Annotated in this window: 9 protein-coding genes and 1 pseudogene; 6 read left to right on the top strand and 4 right to left on the bottom strand. The window is 74.0% G+C overall.

From position 1 onward, the window contains the following. Window positions 1-3: 3 nt before the first annotated feature. The 4 genes and pseudogenes from DP939_RS32575 to DP939_RS32560 form a co-directional block, all read right to left on the bottom strand. A pseudogene (locus DP939_RS32575) lies at window positions 4-1,296 on the bottom strand (M20/M25/M40 family metallo-hydrolase); the annotation flags it as partial. A gap of 68 nt (window positions 1,297-1,364) precedes the next feature. Next, complete coding sequence (locus tag DP939_RS32570; RefSeq protein ID WP_113984674.1) at window positions 1,365-3,278, bottom strand: prolyl oligopeptidase family serine peptidase; 1,914 nt, start codon at window positions 3,276-3,278, stop codon at window positions 1,365-1,367. A 2-nt stretch (window positions 3,279-3,280) separates the two neighbouring features. Next, the gene (locus DP939_RS32565; protein WP_225878638.1) at window positions 3,281-4,408 is read right to left on the bottom strand and encodes a C39 family peptidase; all 1,128 of its coding nucleotides are present in this window, start codon (window positions 4,406-4,408) and stop codon (window positions 3,281-3,283) included. Window positions 4,409-4,481: 73 nt separating this feature from the next. Then, window positions 4,482-5,873 carry a serine/threonine-protein kinase gene (locus DP939_RS32560; RefSeq protein ID WP_113984672.1) on the bottom strand — a complete coding sequence of 464 codons (1,392 nt, stop codon included), beginning with the start codon at window positions 5,871-5,873 and terminating at the stop codon, window positions 4,482-4,484. 260 nt (window positions 5,874-6,133) lie between these two features. On the opposite strand from DP939_RS32560, the gene DP939_RS32555 reads away from it, so the two are divergent. From DP939_RS32555 to DP939_RS32530, 6 genes are all read left to right on the top strand, one after another. Beyond that, window positions 6,134-6,910, top strand: a complete 777-nt coding sequence (locus DP939_RS32555) for a peptidoglycan recognition protein family protein (protein ID WP_113984710.1) — start codon at window positions 6,134-6,136, stop codon at window positions 6,908-6,910. A 113-nt stretch (window positions 6,911-7,023) separates the two neighbouring features. Further along, window positions 7,024-8,853: a methylmalonyl-CoA mutase family protein gene (locus DP939_RS32550; RefSeq protein ID WP_113984671.1), complete on the top strand. Its 1,830-nt coding sequence runs from the start codon at window positions 7,024-7,026 to the stop codon at window positions 8,851-8,853. Further along, window positions 8,850-11,021 (top strand): methylmalonyl-CoA mutase, encoded by a 2,172-nt coding sequence (gene scpA / locus DP939_RS32545; protein WP_113984670.1) that lies wholly within the window; start codon window positions 8,850-8,852, stop codon window positions 11,019-11,021. The genes DP939_RS32550 and scpA overlap by 4 nt, the downstream gene beginning before the upstream one ends. Next, window positions 11,011-11,964, top strand: a complete 954-nt coding sequence (gene meaB / locus DP939_RS32540; protein ID WP_113984669.1) for a methylmalonyl Co-A mutase-associated GTPase MeaB — start codon at window positions 11,011-11,013, stop codon at window positions 11,962-11,964. The genes scpA and meaB overlap by 11 nt, the downstream gene beginning before the upstream one ends. 149 nt (window positions 11,965-12,113) lie before the next feature. Beyond that, window positions 12,114-14,141, top strand: a complete 2,028-nt coding sequence (locus DP939_RS32535; RefSeq protein WP_113984668.1) for a CehA/McbA family metallohydrolase — start codon at window positions 12,114-12,116, stop codon at window positions 14,139-14,141. A gap of 98 nt (window positions 14,142-14,239) precedes the next feature. Further along, the gene (locus DP939_RS32530) at window positions 14,240-15,763 is read left to right on the top strand and encodes a bifunctional phosphatase PAP2/diacylglycerol kinase family protein (protein ID WP_158578816.1); all 1,524 of its coding nucleotides are present in this window, start codon (window positions 14,240-14,242) and stop codon (window positions 15,761-15,763) included. The last annotated feature ends 48 nt before the right edge of the window (window positions 15,764-15,811 follow it).

The raw sequence follows: 15,811 nt of genomic DNA, 5'->3' as shown, positions 1-15,811 counted from the left end.
CGGTCAGCAGGTGAGCAGCCGGTCCAGCACCCGCACCCCGAACTCCAGCCCCGCCACCGGCACCCGCTCGTCCACGCCGTGGAACATCCCGAAGTAGTCCAGGGTCGGGTCGAGCAGCAGCGGCGCGAAACCGTAGCTCGGGATGCCGATCTGCGAGAAGGACTTGGCGTCGGTGCCACCGGCCATGACGTACGGGACCGGCCGGGCGGCCGGGTCCTCGGCGACCAGCGCCGCGCACATCTCGTCGAAGAACGGCGCGGGGTAGGGCGCGGACGGCGCGCCGGACAGGTTGACGAACTCGCGGGTCACCTTCGGGCCGAGCAGCTTGTCCACGGTCTCCAGCATCTCCTCCCGGTGGCCGGGGAGGTACCGCCCGTCCACGTGGCCCTCCGCCGTGCCGGGGATCACGTTGACCTTGTAGCCGGCGTTCAGCATGGTCGGGTTGGCGGAGTTGCGGATCTGGGCCTTGAACAGCGCGCCGACCCGGCCCAGCCGGACCGCCTCCTCCTCCAGCCGGTCCACGTCGATCGGCTCGCCGAGCACGTCCGACAGGGCGGTGATCAGCGCGGCCACGGCGGGCGTCAGGCGTACTGGCCAGCGGTGGTCGGCCAGCCGGACCATGGCCCGGCACAGCTCGGCCACGGCGTTGTCCACGGCGGGCTTGGAGCCGTGCCCGGCCACCCCCCGCGCGGTGACCTTCATCCAGGCCGTGCCGCGCTCGCCGACCCCCACCGGGTACACCCGCGTCCCCGCGTCGCCGGGGAGCTGCACGCTGAAGCCCCCGGACTCGCTGATCGCCTCGGTGCAGCCCTCGAACAGCCCGGCGTGCTTCTCGGCCATGTACCCCGAGCCGTACTCGCCGGTGGCCTCCTCATCGGCCAGGAACGCCAGCACCACGTCCCGCCTGGGCCGTACGCCGCGCCGGGCCCACCCGCGGACCGCGGCGAGCGTCATCGACAGCGAGCCCTTCATGTCCACCGCGCCGCGCCCGTGCACACAGCCGTCCTGGATCTCCCCGGAGAACGGGTGGACCCGCCACTCCAGCGGATCGGCGGGCACCACGTCCAGGTGCCCGTGGATCAGCAGCGCCTGGGGGGAGTCGCCGGAGACCCGCGCCACGACGTTCGTCCGGCCGGGCGCGGACTCGAACACCTCCGGCTCAAGGCCCGCCTCGGACAGCAGCCCGGCCACGTACTCGGCGGCGAGCCGCTCACCGCCGCCCGGGTTCGTCGTGTCGATCCTGATGAGATCGGAACATATCTGCGCGACCTCGCTCATGGCGGGTGACCACTCCTCATCCGTCGTGCTCTGGTTCGTCGCCGGGGGGCGGGATCACTGCCGGGCATGCCCGCTGTGGCCCGTCTCTACCCTCTCGGGGTGATCGGCCGGCTCAGCTCCAGGGGCGGCACCTCCGGTGTCGGGATGCCGAAGACCAGGCCGTAGAAGGCCAGTTCCGCCTCCAGCACCGCGACGATCGTCTCCTCCCGCCGCCAGCCGTGCTGTTCCCCGGGGAAGGTCCGGTAGGCCCACGGGGTGCCGTTCCGGTCGAGTTCGCGTACGAAGCGCTCGGCCTGCGCGGGGTCCACGATGGCGTCCTCAAGGCCGTGCAGCAGCAGCGCGGGCCCCGAGGCCCGGTCGGCGTGCAGCAGCGGGGAGCGGGCCAGGTAGCGCTCGCGGGTGGCGGGCAGCGGCCCGATCAGCCCGTCCAGGTAGCGGGACTCGAAGTCGTGCGTCTCGGCGGCCCAGCTCTCCGGGTCGGTGATCGCGTAGTGGGCGACCGCGCCGCAGAAGACGTCGCCGTGCACGAGCGCGGCCAGCGCCGTCCAGCCGCCCGCGCTGCCGCCCCTGATCGCGATCCGCGAGGCGTCGGCCCGGCCGCTCGCCACCAGGCCGACCGCGACCTGTGCGCAGTCGCGCACGTCCACCACGCCCCACTGGTCGCGCAGCCGCTCGCGGTAGGCGCGCCCGTATCCGGTGGAGCCGCCGTAGTTGACGTCGGCGACGCCGATCCCGCGGCTGGTGAAGTAGGCGATCTCCAGGTCCAGCGTGAGCGGGCTGACCCCGGTCGGGCCGCCGTGCACGAACAGCACGTACGGCGAGGGGCCGGCCGCCGCGCCGCGCGGCGGGTAGACGTGCGCGTGCACCCCCTCGATGGTGACGGCCTCCGGGGTGGGCAGCAGCGCCCGGACGGGCAACCGCTTGGCTGGCGAAAGGACCGAACGCGCGCCGTCGCGCAGACCGATCTCGGTCACCTCGAAGGGCGTGTACGGCGAGGCCGCCACCCCCACGGCCCGGGTGGCGTCCGCCGCGATCGTGGGCGCCCAGTAGGTCGCGGTCCCGCCGATCTCGGTGATCTCGCCGGTCTCCGGGTCGAGCAGGCCGAGGTGCCTGCCGTCGGCGGTGCCGTACATCGCCACCAGGCGGTCCCCGGCCAGGGCGAACCAGGTGCCGCCCAGCTTCCAGGGGGCGTCGCCGAACTCCAGGGGGAGCGGGGCGAGGTTGCGCGGCGGTTCGCCGTCCAGGCCGACCAGGTGGACGTTCCACCAGCCGTCGGGGTCGGTGATCGCGTACAGGCCGCCGGGGTCGCGCCACTCGGCCTGGATGACCGACTCCCGCGGGCCGCCCGCGACGACCCGGTACGGGCCCGCCGTGCCGTCCTCGCCGAGCGGGGCAACGCACAGCTCGGTGCCGTCCCACGGCATGCGCGGGTGGTCCCACCCGATCCAGGCGATGGTGCGGCCGTCGGGCGAGAGGCGCGGGTTCATCAGGAAGTGCTGGGCGCGCGCGATCGGGCGGACCTCGCCGTCCGGCCGCAGCGGGACCGCCACCAGGTCCCTGCGGACGTCCTCGCGGCCGGTCCCGTGGTGGGTCTCGCGGACCGCCCAGACCTCGGCGCGGCCCGGCGGCAGGTACAGGTCGGCGTAGCGGTAGGGGCCCTCCGGGGTCAGCGGCACGGGCGTGCCGTCCCCCGAATGGCGGTAGATCCGCTGGTCGGCCCAGTTGGTGAAGACGAGCCCGCCGTCGCCGATGGGCCGCCATGACCGCCCGCCGTACTCGATCACCCGGTTGCGGGCGTTCCAGCCCGGCGGCAGGACGTCCCTGGTCCGCCCGTCGGAGCCGCGGCGGACCACACAGCGGCGTCCGCCCTCCTGCGGGCGGGGTTCGTCCCACCAGACCTCGCCGTCGTGGATCTCCACCCACAGCGGGCGGTCGTCCACGCGGGCGACGTCGGCGGGGCTGATGGACGAAAGCGCGGAAGCTGCGGAAGGCTCGGGCATGGTCACCAATTACCGTCGGAAGGGGGCAGGGGAACCTCCGGCGGATGAACGACGTAGACGATTCCCCCGCTGGAGCCGCGCAGCCACACGTCCTCGAACGCGGACCGCGGATAGACCCGCCGCACCGTCTCGTCGTGCGGGGCGGCGGGATCGTTCGCGACGACGTCGCCGTCGCCGGTGAAGCCGGTCACGACCATCAGGTGGCCGCTGGTGGAGTAGCCGGCCCCGGGCAGCTCGTGCTCCTTGAACGACTGCGAGGTGATCACCGGGATGCCGGCCGCGATCAGCCGGGCCAGCTCGGCCATCGAGCGCAGCCGGGTGACGAAGCCCGCCATGCCGTACCGGCAGGCGTAGGCGACGCCGAACGGCCAGTTGCCGGTGCCCTGGTAGCTGTGGTCGTACATGTGCCTGGCGGCGTGGTCCATCGCGGGGCACGGGTCGTCCGGCCGCACCCACGCCAGTTCCTCGGGGCCGGGGCCGCGCCCCCAGTACTCCAGCACCATCGTCACGGCGGCCGGGCTGCACCAGGAGTCGCCCCCGCCGTCCCACTGCGGGTAGTGACCGGCGTGCAGCTTCTGCGACCGGCGGGGGACCGCCAGCTCCACGCCCCGCGCGCCGTCCGGGCCGTCGCTACGTACGGCGGTCCGCGCGCCGCGCGGCCGTACGGTGGAGGCCATCACCCCGGCCGCCGTCACCGCCGCCCCGCCCTCGCCGTGCAGCGTCAGGCGCAGCCGGAACGCCACCCACGGCCGCCGCGCGACCAGCGTGTCCACGGCCACGTCGGCGTCCTCGTCGCCCTGGCCGGGCAGCGAGGTGCGGTGGATGGTCTCCTCGCCGTGCGCCCACCGGCCCATGACGTACCACTTGGTGAGCCCGCCGCCGGCCGTCCGGCCGCGCAGCTCGACCGTGAGCCAGGTGCCCGGCGGGGTCACCGCGGACCAGGAGGGCACCAGTTCGGTCGCGGGAAAGCCGATCTCCCGCTCCTCCGACTCCCAGCGCCGCAACGGGTGGGCGGCGCCGCCGTTGCCGAACGGATCGAGGTACTCGGCGGTCCCCGCCGCGCTCGGCAGCACGGCGGTGAAGCGGTGCAGCACGACGCGGCTCAGATCGGCAGGCAACAGGGTGACCACCCCGCCGATTGTGGTTTCGTGCTGTTCGTGGCACATCGGATGGTTTACGTATCCCCTCCCGGACGTGCCGGGATCATCGCCTGGTCAGCCATCCGGTGTAGGTGGACCCGAAGCCGATGCCGTCGGTCCAGTGGTAGCCGAGCCGGTCGCCCTTCCTGGTCAGGGTGAGCGTGCCCGGGACGCACTGGCCGGCGTCGGTCAGCGACATGGTCACGGTGTTGCGGCCGGATCCGAGCGCGGTGAGTTTGCCGACGCAGCCGGTGTCGGCCTCCGCCCACTTCCCGGTGGTCTCGCCCGACTCCAGGGTCACCTGTACGTCGTGCTCCTGCAGGCCGAGGGCGATGTTGGGCGTGATGAACCCGCCCCAGACGCCCTCGACGGCATCGGGGATCTCGGCCGGGCCGGTGGCCGGCTCACTGGGCACGCCGGTCCCCGGCTGGGACGGTTCGGCGGTGGAGGCAGGCCGTTCCGCGGAGGTCTCGGGAAGGCCGGTGAGCCAGACGGCGGTGCCACCGGCCACCAGCAGGGCGGCGGCCACCGAGACCCCGGCCAGGAGCGGCCCGCGCCTGCGTGCGGCCGGCGCCGATCGCCGGCTCGGCTCGGTCGCCCCCGCCGCGATCCGCGCGCCCTGCTCCGCCACGTCCCGCGGCAGCGGCCCCGTGCCGGGCGTGCCGCCGGACGGATCGACCAGGCCGACCATCAACTCGCGCGCGGTGGGCCGGGCCGCTGGGGCCTTGCTCAGGCAGGCCCCGACGAGCCCGCGCAGCCGCGGCGGCAGCACCGACAGGTCCGGCTGGTGGTTGATGATCCTGTTCAGTACAGCGGCGACCGTGTCGGCCCCGAACGGCGGCGCGCCCGTCGCCGCGAACAGCACCGTGGACGCCCACGCGAACACGTCCGACGCCTGCGTGGCCGGGGTGCCGGCGATCTGCTCGGGCGACAGGTAGGCGGGGGTGCCGATCAAACCCGAGGTGAGCGTGGAGGCGCCCTCCGCCCGCGCGATGCCGAAGTCGACCACGCGCGGCCCGTCCGGGCCGAGCAGCACGTTGGCGGGCTTGAAGTCGCGGTGGACGACCCCGGCGGCGTGCACGGCGGCCAGCGCGGTGGCCGTGCCCACCGCCAGCCGTTCGAGGTCGCCGTCGCGCAGCGGGCCGCGCTCGGCGACCCGCCGGTCCAGCGCGGGGCCTTCGACGTACTCGCTCACCACGTACGGCCGCCGCCCGGTCACGTCGGCCTTCAGCAGCCGCGCCGTGCAGAAGGACGCGACGCTGGACAGCGCCGTCAGCTCCCGCTCCAGGCGGGCGCGCGACTCCGGGTCGACCCGGCTGAGCAGTTTGACCGCGACCTGGCGGCCGGACGGGTCGTGGGCGAGGTAGACGACGCCCTGGCCGCCCTCGCCCAGCCGTCCGGCCAGCCGGAACTCGCCGAGGGACGGCGGATCGCCGGGCGTGAGGGGGAGAGGCATGCGGCATACGTTACCGATGGTGCGGGTTCAATGTCCGCACGCGCCGAGCCCGCCAGGAGTACCGTCGAAGCGTGCGGAGCATCGACCCGGCCGATCCCATGACCGAGCGGACCGGCCGGAGGCCGGCCTCGGTGGCGCCGGGCCCGCGTGTGTCCATCGGTTTCGGTATGAGCCCGGTATAGCTTTCTTCGGGAAACATCGATGCAGAGGACCGAAAAGGGTTACGCTGAGTTGTCCCTCAATCGCATATGGAGACCCCCGTGCCCATCGATCTCGTCTCTCGTAAGGAATGGGGCGCCCGCAAGGCCCGCGGCTCATATACCGCGCTGAGCTCCACCAAGGGCGTCAAGGTCCACTACACCGGAGGCCGCGTCGACCCGGCCATCGTCGATGACCACGCCAAGTGCACAGGCGTGGTGCGTTCCATCCAGAGGCAGCACATGGACGGCAACGGATGGATGGATATCGGCTACAGCATGGTGGCCTGCCCGCACCGCAAGGTGTACGTCGGGCGCGGCCCCGGCCACCTGCCCGCCGCCAACGGCCCCGGCCTCAACTCCGGCCACTACGCGGTGCTCGGCCTGGTCGGCGACTCCGGGCTGGTGACCCCGCCCGACGACATGCTGCACGCCATCCTCGACGCCATCGACCACCTGCGCGACAAGGGCGGCGCGGGCAAGGAGATCAAGGGGCACCGCGACGGCTACGCCACCAGTTGCCCCGGCGACAAGCTGTACGCCTGGGTCAAGAAGGGCGCGCCGCGCCCCGGTTCGGGCGGTGAGCCCGACCCGGGGGACGAGAAGGCCCCGAAGTGGCCGGGCCGGGTGCTGAAGTTCCCGCCGATCATGCGTGGCGACGACGTCCGCACCTGGCAGGCCCGGATGCGCGAGCGCGGCTGGAGCCTCGACGTCGACGGCGCCTACGGCCCGCGCTCCCGTGAGGTCTGCGAGTCCTTCCAGCGCGAGAAGGATCTCTCGGTCACCGGCGCGGTCGATCAGGTCACCTGGGTCGCCACCTGGGAGAAGCCCATCACCTGAGACGAGCCGCCAAGGCCGCCGCGACCCCTGCCGGAGCCGGGCCCACCCCTGCCCGACCCCTGACATCGACGCCCCCCGCGAGCCGCTGATCGGGCACCGATTACCATCCCAACATGACGGTGCCACCGCAGGAGTACACGTCCGTGGATCCGCCGCTCGCGGCGGGCTTCCCGCCCGTGACACGGGAGGGTTGGCGTGCGGCCGCGCTCGCGGTGCTCCGCAAGTCAGGCGTGCAGACCGATGATCCGGAACACGCGCTCGCGTCCACGACCCACGACGGCGTCACGGTGCTTCCGCTGTACGACGCCTCCGATGCGCCCGGCGAGCAGGGCGTCCCCGGCGCCTCGCCGTACACCAGGGGCGGCCGGCCGCTGCCCGGCTGGGACATCCGGCAGCGCCACGGCACGGCCGACTCCGAGGCGGTGCTGGCCGACCTGGAGAACGGCGTCGACTCGGTCTGGCTCACCCTGACCCCGGGCGGCATCCGGCCGGGCGACCTGCCGCGCGTGCTCAACGGCGTCTACCTCGACCTGGCCCCCGTCGTGCTCGACGCCGGGGCCGACACCCTGGAGGCCGCCGAGGCGCTGTTCGCCCTCGCCGACGGCGTCAGCGGCAACCTCGGGGCCGACCCGCTGGGCCTGGCCGCCCGCACGGGCGACGCCTCGGAGCCCACCGTGGCCGAGGGCCTGCGGGTGGCCGCCGGCCTGGCCGCGCGCTGCGCCGCAGGCCGTCCGGGGCTGCGCGCGATCACCGTGGACGCCCTCCCGTACCACGAGGCGGGCGGCTCCGACGCCGAGGAGCTGGCCTGCGCCCTGGCCACCGGCGTGGCCTACCTGCGCGCGCTCACCGAGACCGGGCTGAGCGTGGACGACGCGCTCGGCCAGCTGGACTTCCGCTACGCGGCCACCGCCGACCAGTTCGCGACGATCGCCAAGCTGCGCGCCGCCCGGCTGATGTGGGACCGGGTGGCCGGGGCCGTGCGGGCCACCACGACCAGCGGACAGCGGCAGCACGCGGTCACCTCACCGGCGATGATGACGGCCCGCGACCCGTGGGTGAACATGCTGCGCACCACGCTGGCCTGCTTCGCGGCGGGCGTCGGCGGCGCGGACGCGGTGACGGTGCTGCCCTTCGACACCTGCCTCGGCCTGCCCGACGACTTCTCCCGCCGGATCGCCCGCAACACCCAATCGCTGCTCCAGCAGGAGGCGCACGCCGCCAGGGTCGCCGACCCGGCGGGCGGCTCCTGGTACGCCGAGCGGCTGACCGCCGACCTCGCCCGGGCCGCCTGGGCGTGGTTCCAGGAGATCGAGCGGGCGGGCGGGATGGCGGCGGCGCTGCGGTCCGGGCTGGTCGCCGACCGGCTGGCGGGCACCTGGGAGCGGCGCAGGAGCGACATCGCGCACCGCCGCGACCCGATCACCGGCGTCAGCGAGTTTCCCGACCTCGCCGAACGGCGGCCGGTGCGCCCGCCCGCCCCCGAGGTCCGCGCGGGCGGGCTGCCCCGGATCAGGTACGCCCAGGACTTCGAGGCGCTGCGCGACCGCGCCGACGCCCTCCCCGAACGGCCCGCGGTCTTCCTGGCCACCATCGGGCCGCCCGCCGCGCACACCGCGCGGGCGACGTTCGCGGCGAACCTGTTCCAGGCGGGCGGGTTCGCCACCCCGGCGAGCGGCCCGGTGATCGGCACGGGCACCGGCCCCCGCGAGATCGCCGCGGCCTTCGTGGGCAGCGGCGCGCGCGTCGCCTGCCTGTGCGCGAGCGACAAGCTGTACGACGAGCACGCCGCCCCGGTGGCCGCGGCACTGCGCGCCGCGGGCGCGCAGTACGTCTGGCTGGCGGGGAAGGGAGAGTACGAGGGCGTGGACGGCACCATCTACACCGGGTGCGACGCACTCGGCGTCCTTCGCGCCACCTTCGATCACCTGGAGGTGAGCCGGTGATACCCGACTTCTCAAAGATCGACCTGGACGTCCCCACGACGCCCGCCGACCTCGCCGCATGGACCGGCGCGGTCCGCGAGGAGACCGGCAAGGACCCCGCCGACCTGCTCTGGGAGACCCCGGAGGGGATCGGCGTGAAGCAGCTCTACACCGCCGCCGACCTGGCCGGGCTCGACTTCCCGTCCACCTACCCGGGGTCGGCCCCCTTTGTGCGCGGCCCGTACCCGACGATGTACGTCAACCAGCCCTGGACCATCCGCCAGTACGCGGGCTTCTCCACCGCCGAGGAGTCCAACGCGTTCTACCGGCGCAACCTCGCCGCCGGGCAGAAGGGCCTGTCCATCGCCTTCGACCTGGCCACCCACCGGGGCTACGACTCCGACCATCCGCGGGTGGCCGGCGACGTCGGCATGGCGGGCGTGGCGATCGACTCCATCTACGACATGCGGCAGCTCTTCGACGGCATCCCGCTGGACCGGATGACCGTCTCGATGACCATGAACGGCGCGGTGCTCCCGGTGCTCGCGCTCTACATCGTGGCCGCCGAGGAACAGGGGGTGGCGCCGGAGCGGCTGGCCGGGACCATCCAGAACGACATCCTCAAGGAGTTCATGGTCCGCAACACCTACATCTATCCGCCCGCCCCCTCGATGCGGATCATCTCCGACATCTTCGCCTACACCAGCGAGCGGATGCCGAAGTTCAACTCGATCTCGATCTCCGGCTACCACATCCAGGAGGCCGGGGCCACTTGTGACCTGGAGCTGGCCTACACCCTGGCCGACGGCGTGGAGTACCTGCGCGCCGGGGTGGGCGCCGGACTGGACGTCGACGCCTTCGCGCCGCGCCTGTCCTTCTTCTGGTGCATCGGAATGAACTTCTTCATGGAGGTCGCCAAGCTGCGCGCCGCCCGGCTGCTGTGGGCCGGGCTCGTGTCCGGCTTCGGCGCGAAGAACCCCAAGTCGCTGTCGCTGCGTACGCACTCCCAGACCTCCGGCTGGTCGCTCACCGCCCAGGACGTCTTCAACAACGTGGCCCGCACCTGCGTGGAGGCCATGGCCGCCACCCAGGGCCACACCCAGTCGCTGCACACCAACGCCCTGGACGAGGCGCTGGCGCTGCCCGGCGACTTCTCCGCCAGGATCGCCCGCAACACCCAGCTCCTGCTCCAGCAGGAGTCGGGCACCACCCGGGTCATCGACCCCTGGGGCGGCTCCTACTACGTCGAGCGCCTCACCCACGAGCTGGCCCGCCGCGCGTGGGGCCACATCGCCGAGGTGGAGGCGGCCGGCGGGATGGCCAAGGCGATCGACGCCGGGCTGCCCAAGCTGCGCATCGAGGAGGCCGCCGCCCGCACCCAGGCCCGGATCGACTCCGGGCGCCAGCCGGTCATCGGGGTCAACCTCTACCGGGCCACGTCCGACGAGGACATCGAGGTCCTGAAGGTGGACAACACCGAGGTGCGCCGCCGCCAGCTCGACAAGCTGGCCCGGCTGCGCGCCGAACGCGATCCGCAGGCGGTGCGGGCCGCGCTGGACGCGCTGACCGAGGGCGCGGCGGGCACCGCCAACCTGCTCGCGCTCGCGGTGGACGCCGCCCGCGCCAAGGCGACCGTGGGGGAGATCTCCGACGCGCTGGAGAAGGTCTTCGGGCGGCACGCGGGCCAGGTCCGTACCATCAGCGGGGTGTACCGCGAGGAGGTGGGCAACGCGACCGAGGCGGTCCGTGCCGCGTGCGCCGCGTTCGAGCGCGCCGAGGGCAGGCGGCCCAGGATTTTGGTGGCCAAGATGGGGCAGGACGGCCACGACCGCGGCCAGAAGGTGATCGCCACCGCGTTCGCCGACCTCGGCTTCGACGTCGATGTGGGCCCGCTGTTCCAGACGCCGGAGGAGGTGGCCCGCCAGGCGGTCGAGGCCGACGTCCACATCGTGGGCGTGTCCTCCCTGGCGGCCGGGCACCTGACGCTGGTGCCCGCGCTGCGCGACGCGCTGGCCGCGGCCGGGCGGCCGGACATCACGATCGTGGTCGGCGGGGTCATCCCGCCGGGCGACCACGACGCGCTGCGCGCCGCGGGCGCGTCGGCCATCTTCCCGCCGGGCACCGTCATCTCCGAGGCCGCGCTCGGCCTGCTCGGCGAGCTGGCGCATCGGCTGGGTCATGACGCTTGACGACTACGTGGCAGGAGTCAAGGACGGCTCCCGGGCGTGGATCGCGCGGGCGATCACGCTCGTGGAGTCGGCCCGGCCCGACCACCGGGAGCTGGCGCAGAAGCTGCTGGTGGAGCTGACCCCGCTGTCCGGCAACGCCCGCAGGGTGGGCATCTCCGGGGTGCCGGGGGCGGGCAAGTCGACGTTCATCGACGCCCTCGGCGTGCGGCTGGCCGGCGAGGGGCACCGCGTCGCGGTGCTCGCCGTCGATCCCTCCTCCACCCGGAGCGGCGGCAGCATCCTGGGCGACAAGACCCGGATGGCCCGCCTGGCCGCCGACCCCGCCGCCTTCATCAGGCCCTCGCCCACCGCGGGCACGCTCGGCGGCGTGGCCAAGGCGACCAGGGAGGCCATGGTGGTGGTCGAGGCGGCCGGGTTCGACACCGTGCTGGTGGAGACCGTCGGCGTCGGGCAGTCCGAGACCGCGGTGGCCGACATGGTGGACACCTTCGTGCTGCTCACCCTGGCCCGCACCGGCGACCAGTTGCAGGGCATCAAGAAGGGCGTGGTCGAGCTGGCCGACGTGATCGCGGTCAACAAGGCCGACGGCGATCACGAACTGGCCGCCAGGAAGGCCGCCAGGGAGCTGGCCGGGGCACTGCGCATGCTCCGCGGGGAGGGCTCGCCGCCACCGGTGCTGACCTGCAGCGGCATGACCGGCGCGGGGCTGGATGAGCTGTGGGCGAAGGTCATCGCCCATCAGGAGCACTCCGACGTGGCAGGTCGCCGCCGCCGCCAGCAGGTCGGCTGGACCTGGACGCTGGTACGCGACCGGCTGCTGACCGAGCTGCGCGACCACCCCGACGTCGCGGCCATCGCCGGTGAGGTGGAACGCGAGGTCCTGTCCGGCAGGCTCACCCCGGCGCTGGCCGCCGATCGCATCCTGGCCGCCTTCACCCGCTGACTTCTCCCGCCGGCTTCTCCGGGCGGAGAGGTTCCGCCTCCCACGGTGGCAAGCATCGTATTCACGAGGTGGGTTTCCGCATCCCGCTTCCGTCACGGTCCGCTGTCATTGTGTGACGATTGCCAGCGAACCGATCACGGGAGGCTGTCGTGGACCACGATCCGCCGCTGCCCGAGCGCGTGGCACGGTCGCTCGGCGAATACCGGGCGCTGCTCGACGAGCACGGGCCCACCTGGGGCGAGGCGCCGATCATGTTCGTCCAGCAAATGCTGACAAATCCGTACCTGACCCGCAGGCACGACTTCTACGGCGTCGCGAGCAAGCTGGTCCTGGCCGCCCACCCCGGCACGCCGGAGAGCGAGCTGGACGACCGGATCGCCGAACTCGACATGGACGAGGTCATCCGCAACGCGCTGCGCGGCGAGATCCTCGACAACATGGCCGCGCTGCGGATCTCCCCGGGACGGGTGTTCGTGGAGGCGATGCCGCAGGCCGTGCTGCCCGGCCGGCCGTTCGCGACCAGCCTGCTGCTGGACTCCTCGCGGGACCGGCCCGTCACGGTGACCGTGGACGGCGTGCCGCACGAGGTCCGGCCCGGCGGGGCGCGGATGGTGCGGATCACCTCCAAGTCCACCGTGGAGGTGGACGGCGGCCAGGTCGGCCTTGCCGTGCTGACCCGGCGGGCGGAGGCGGCCAGGCTGCGCCTGCGAGCCGGGTTCCCCTGCCGGTGGAGCGTGCTCGGCGGCAACGACCAGGGCTGGTACCCCGAAGGGGCGCCGCACCGCCGCGACTACCACCGCATGCCCTACTTCCACGGCGACGACATCGTGCTCGACGTGCCCGCCGAACCGCTCACCCTGCGAGTGACCCGCGGCATGGAGTACGGCACGGCCGAGACCGTGGTGATCCCCCCGCCGGGCCGGGAGACGGTGGTGGAGATGTCCCCGGCGCGGCTGTACGACGCGGCGGCCCGCGGCTGGTACGGCGGCGACATGCACGTCCACCTCAACTGGGCCGGTGACGTGGTCGGCACCCCGGCCGACGCCGCCGCCGTCCAGCACGGCGAGGACCTGCACGTGCTCAACCTGGTGGCGGGCAACATCGCCACCCCCCGCGTCTACGACGCCGAGGCGCTGGCGCACTGGGCCGGGCGCGACCTGCCGTGGTCGGACGCCACCCACGTCGCCAGGATGGGCGTCGAATACCGCAACGACCTGCTCGGCCACCTGTTCGCCTTCGGGGTGAGCGCGCCGCCGGAGAGGTTCCACACCGGCTTCGCGGGCGCTCCGGACTGGCCGCCGAACGAGGCCGGGTGCGCCGAACTGCGCGGCCTCGGCGCGGTCCTCGGCTACAGCCACCCCTTCCACCAGGTGGCGGACGAGCACGACGGCCCCGAACGGCCGCTGGACTCCGGGCGCTGCTGCGCGGCCAGGGAGATCGTCGCCGACGCCGCGCTCGGCCTGGTCGACGCGCTCGACGTGGTCAACCACTCCTCGGTGACCGGCACCGCGGCCGTCTACCGCAGGCTGATCGGCGCGGGCAACCGGCTGGCCGTCACCGCGGGCACCGACACGATGATCTCCTTCACCCGGCGCGGCAGCCAGTCCGCGCCGCCGGGCTGGGGACGCGTCTACGCCAAGGTGGACGGGCCGCTGAGCGCCGGGTCCTTCGCCGCGGCGATCCGCGCCGGCCGTACCTTCGCCACCACCGGCCCATGGCTGGAACTCGACGTCGAGGGCCTGGGCCCCGGCGACACGCTCGACCTGGACGAGCGCGGCGGGCGGGTCAGGGTCACCGTGCGGGCCATCGGCCCGGAGGTCGAGCGCCTGGCCGTCCGCACGGCGAGCGGCACCGCCGCCGAAGGGCCGCCCGACGGCCTTGCCGTCGTGCTCGACGTGACCGAGCCCACCTACGTACTGGCGATCGCCCAGGGCGGCCCGCACCCGCGCGCGATGCGGGCCGACGTCTACGCCTGCACCAGCCCGGTCTACGTCGATCTCGCCGGGGCGCACGTCGCGCGCGAGGAGGACGTGCGCTGGTGCCTGGACTGGCTGGACCGGCTGGAGGAGATGGTCGGGCAGGAGGGCCGGCTGCCCGAGCCGGGGCACTTCGCCGACCATGTGGCGCTCTACGACAGGGCGCGCGCGATCTACCGCTCCCGGCTGGCGGTCCGCTGACCTTTACCGGCCCGCCGGACGGGAAGGAGTCGGCCATGCGGACGAATCGGATGATCGAGGCGATGTCCTCAAGGATGTCCTCAAGGATGTCCTCAGCGATGTCCTCAGCGATGTCCTCAGCGATGTCCTCAGCGGCGGCCCGCCCGGCGGCGCCGGTCTCCCGGCGGGAGTGGGCCTCGCGGGCGAGGTCCCGGCTCGGCGCGCTGGACCGGCGGCTGTTCGCCGCCGTGGCCAGGGCGGACTGGCCGGGCGGGGATCGGGTGCTGCCCGCGTTGTCGCGGGCGGCGGACAACTCGCTGCTGTGGGCCGGGTTCGCGGCGGGGCTCGCGGTGAGCGGACGGCGGCGGCTGCGCCGGGCGGCGACCCGCGGCCTGCTCGCGGTCAGCCTGGCCAGCCCGCTGGTCAACCTCGCCACCAAGCAGGCGTTCGGCCGCAGCCGGCCGTCCGGGGTCAACCTCCCGCTGGCCCGGCTGCTGGCCATGCCGACCTCCACGTCGTTCCCGTCCGGCCACTCGGCCTCGGCCGCCGCGTTCGCCACCGCCGTGGCGATGGAGGCCCCCGCGCGGGTCGCGGTGCCGGTCGCCCTGGTGGCGGCGGCGGTGTGCTTCTCCCGCGTGTACACCGGGGTCCACTATCCCGGCGACGTGCTCGCCGGGGCGGGCATCGGGGTCGCCACCGGGCTGCTCACCCGGCGGCTGTGGCCCGACGCCGCCGAGGCCGGGCGGGCGCGCGCGGCGGCGACCGCGCCGCTGCTCGACCTCGACCCGCGCGGGGCCGGGGTGGTGGCGGTGATCAACCCGTCGGCCGAGACCGCGCAGGTCGCGGACGAACTGCGCGCCGGGCTGCCCGCCGCCGACATCGTGACCCCCGGGCCGGACGCCGACATCGCCGCGGTCATGCGGGAGGCCGCCGGGCGGGCGAGCGTGCTGGCCGTCGCGGGCGGCGACGGCACGGCGAGCCGGGCCGCCGCCGCGGCCCTGGAACACGGCCGGCCGCTGCTGGTGGTGCCCGCGGGCACCTTCGACCACTTCGCGCGCACGCTCGGCATCGAGAGCCCGCAGGAGGCGGTGGCCGCCTACCGGTCCGGGCAGGCCGCCACGGTGGACGTGGGCGAGGCGGCGGGCCGGGTTTTCCTCAACAACGCCGGTCTCGGCCTCTACCCGGCGCTGGTGGACCGCAGGGAGGCCCGCGAGCACCGGATCGGCAAGTGGCCCGCGCTGCTGTGGGCGCTGGGCGAACTGCTGGCGGGCGGGGCCCGGCCGATCGAGGTGGAGGTGGACGGCACGCCGTACCGGGCGTGGCTGCTGTTCGTCGGCAACTGCCGCTACGACGTGCGCGGCGCCGCGCCCACCCGGCGGGCCAGGCTGGAGGACGGCGTGCTGGACATCCGGCTGCTGGCCGCCACCGGGCGGCTGCCCCGGCTGCGCGCGTTCACCAGCGTGATCGGCGGGCGGCTCGGCCTGTCCCGCCACTACCACCAGTGGAAGGCCGACACCCTGCACGTCACGACCCCCTCGGGGAAGGTGCGCCTGGCCTGCGACGGCGAGACGTTCACCGTTGGCGGGCCGGTGGCGTTCACCAAACGACCCCGGGCGCTTGCCGTGCTTCGCGACATCGGGTAGGCTGCCGTCGCTCTATTGCCGTCCCAAGGGGAGCCCGTTGAGGATCTG

This window comes from Spongiactinospora rosea (assembly GCF_003315795.1).
Lineage (GTDB): Bacteria > Actinomycetota > Actinomycetes > Streptosporangiales > Streptosporangiaceae > Spongiactinospora > Spongiactinospora rosea.
Note: the sequence above shows the minus strand (reverse complement) of the source record. Positions and strands in the feature narration are given on the sequence as shown.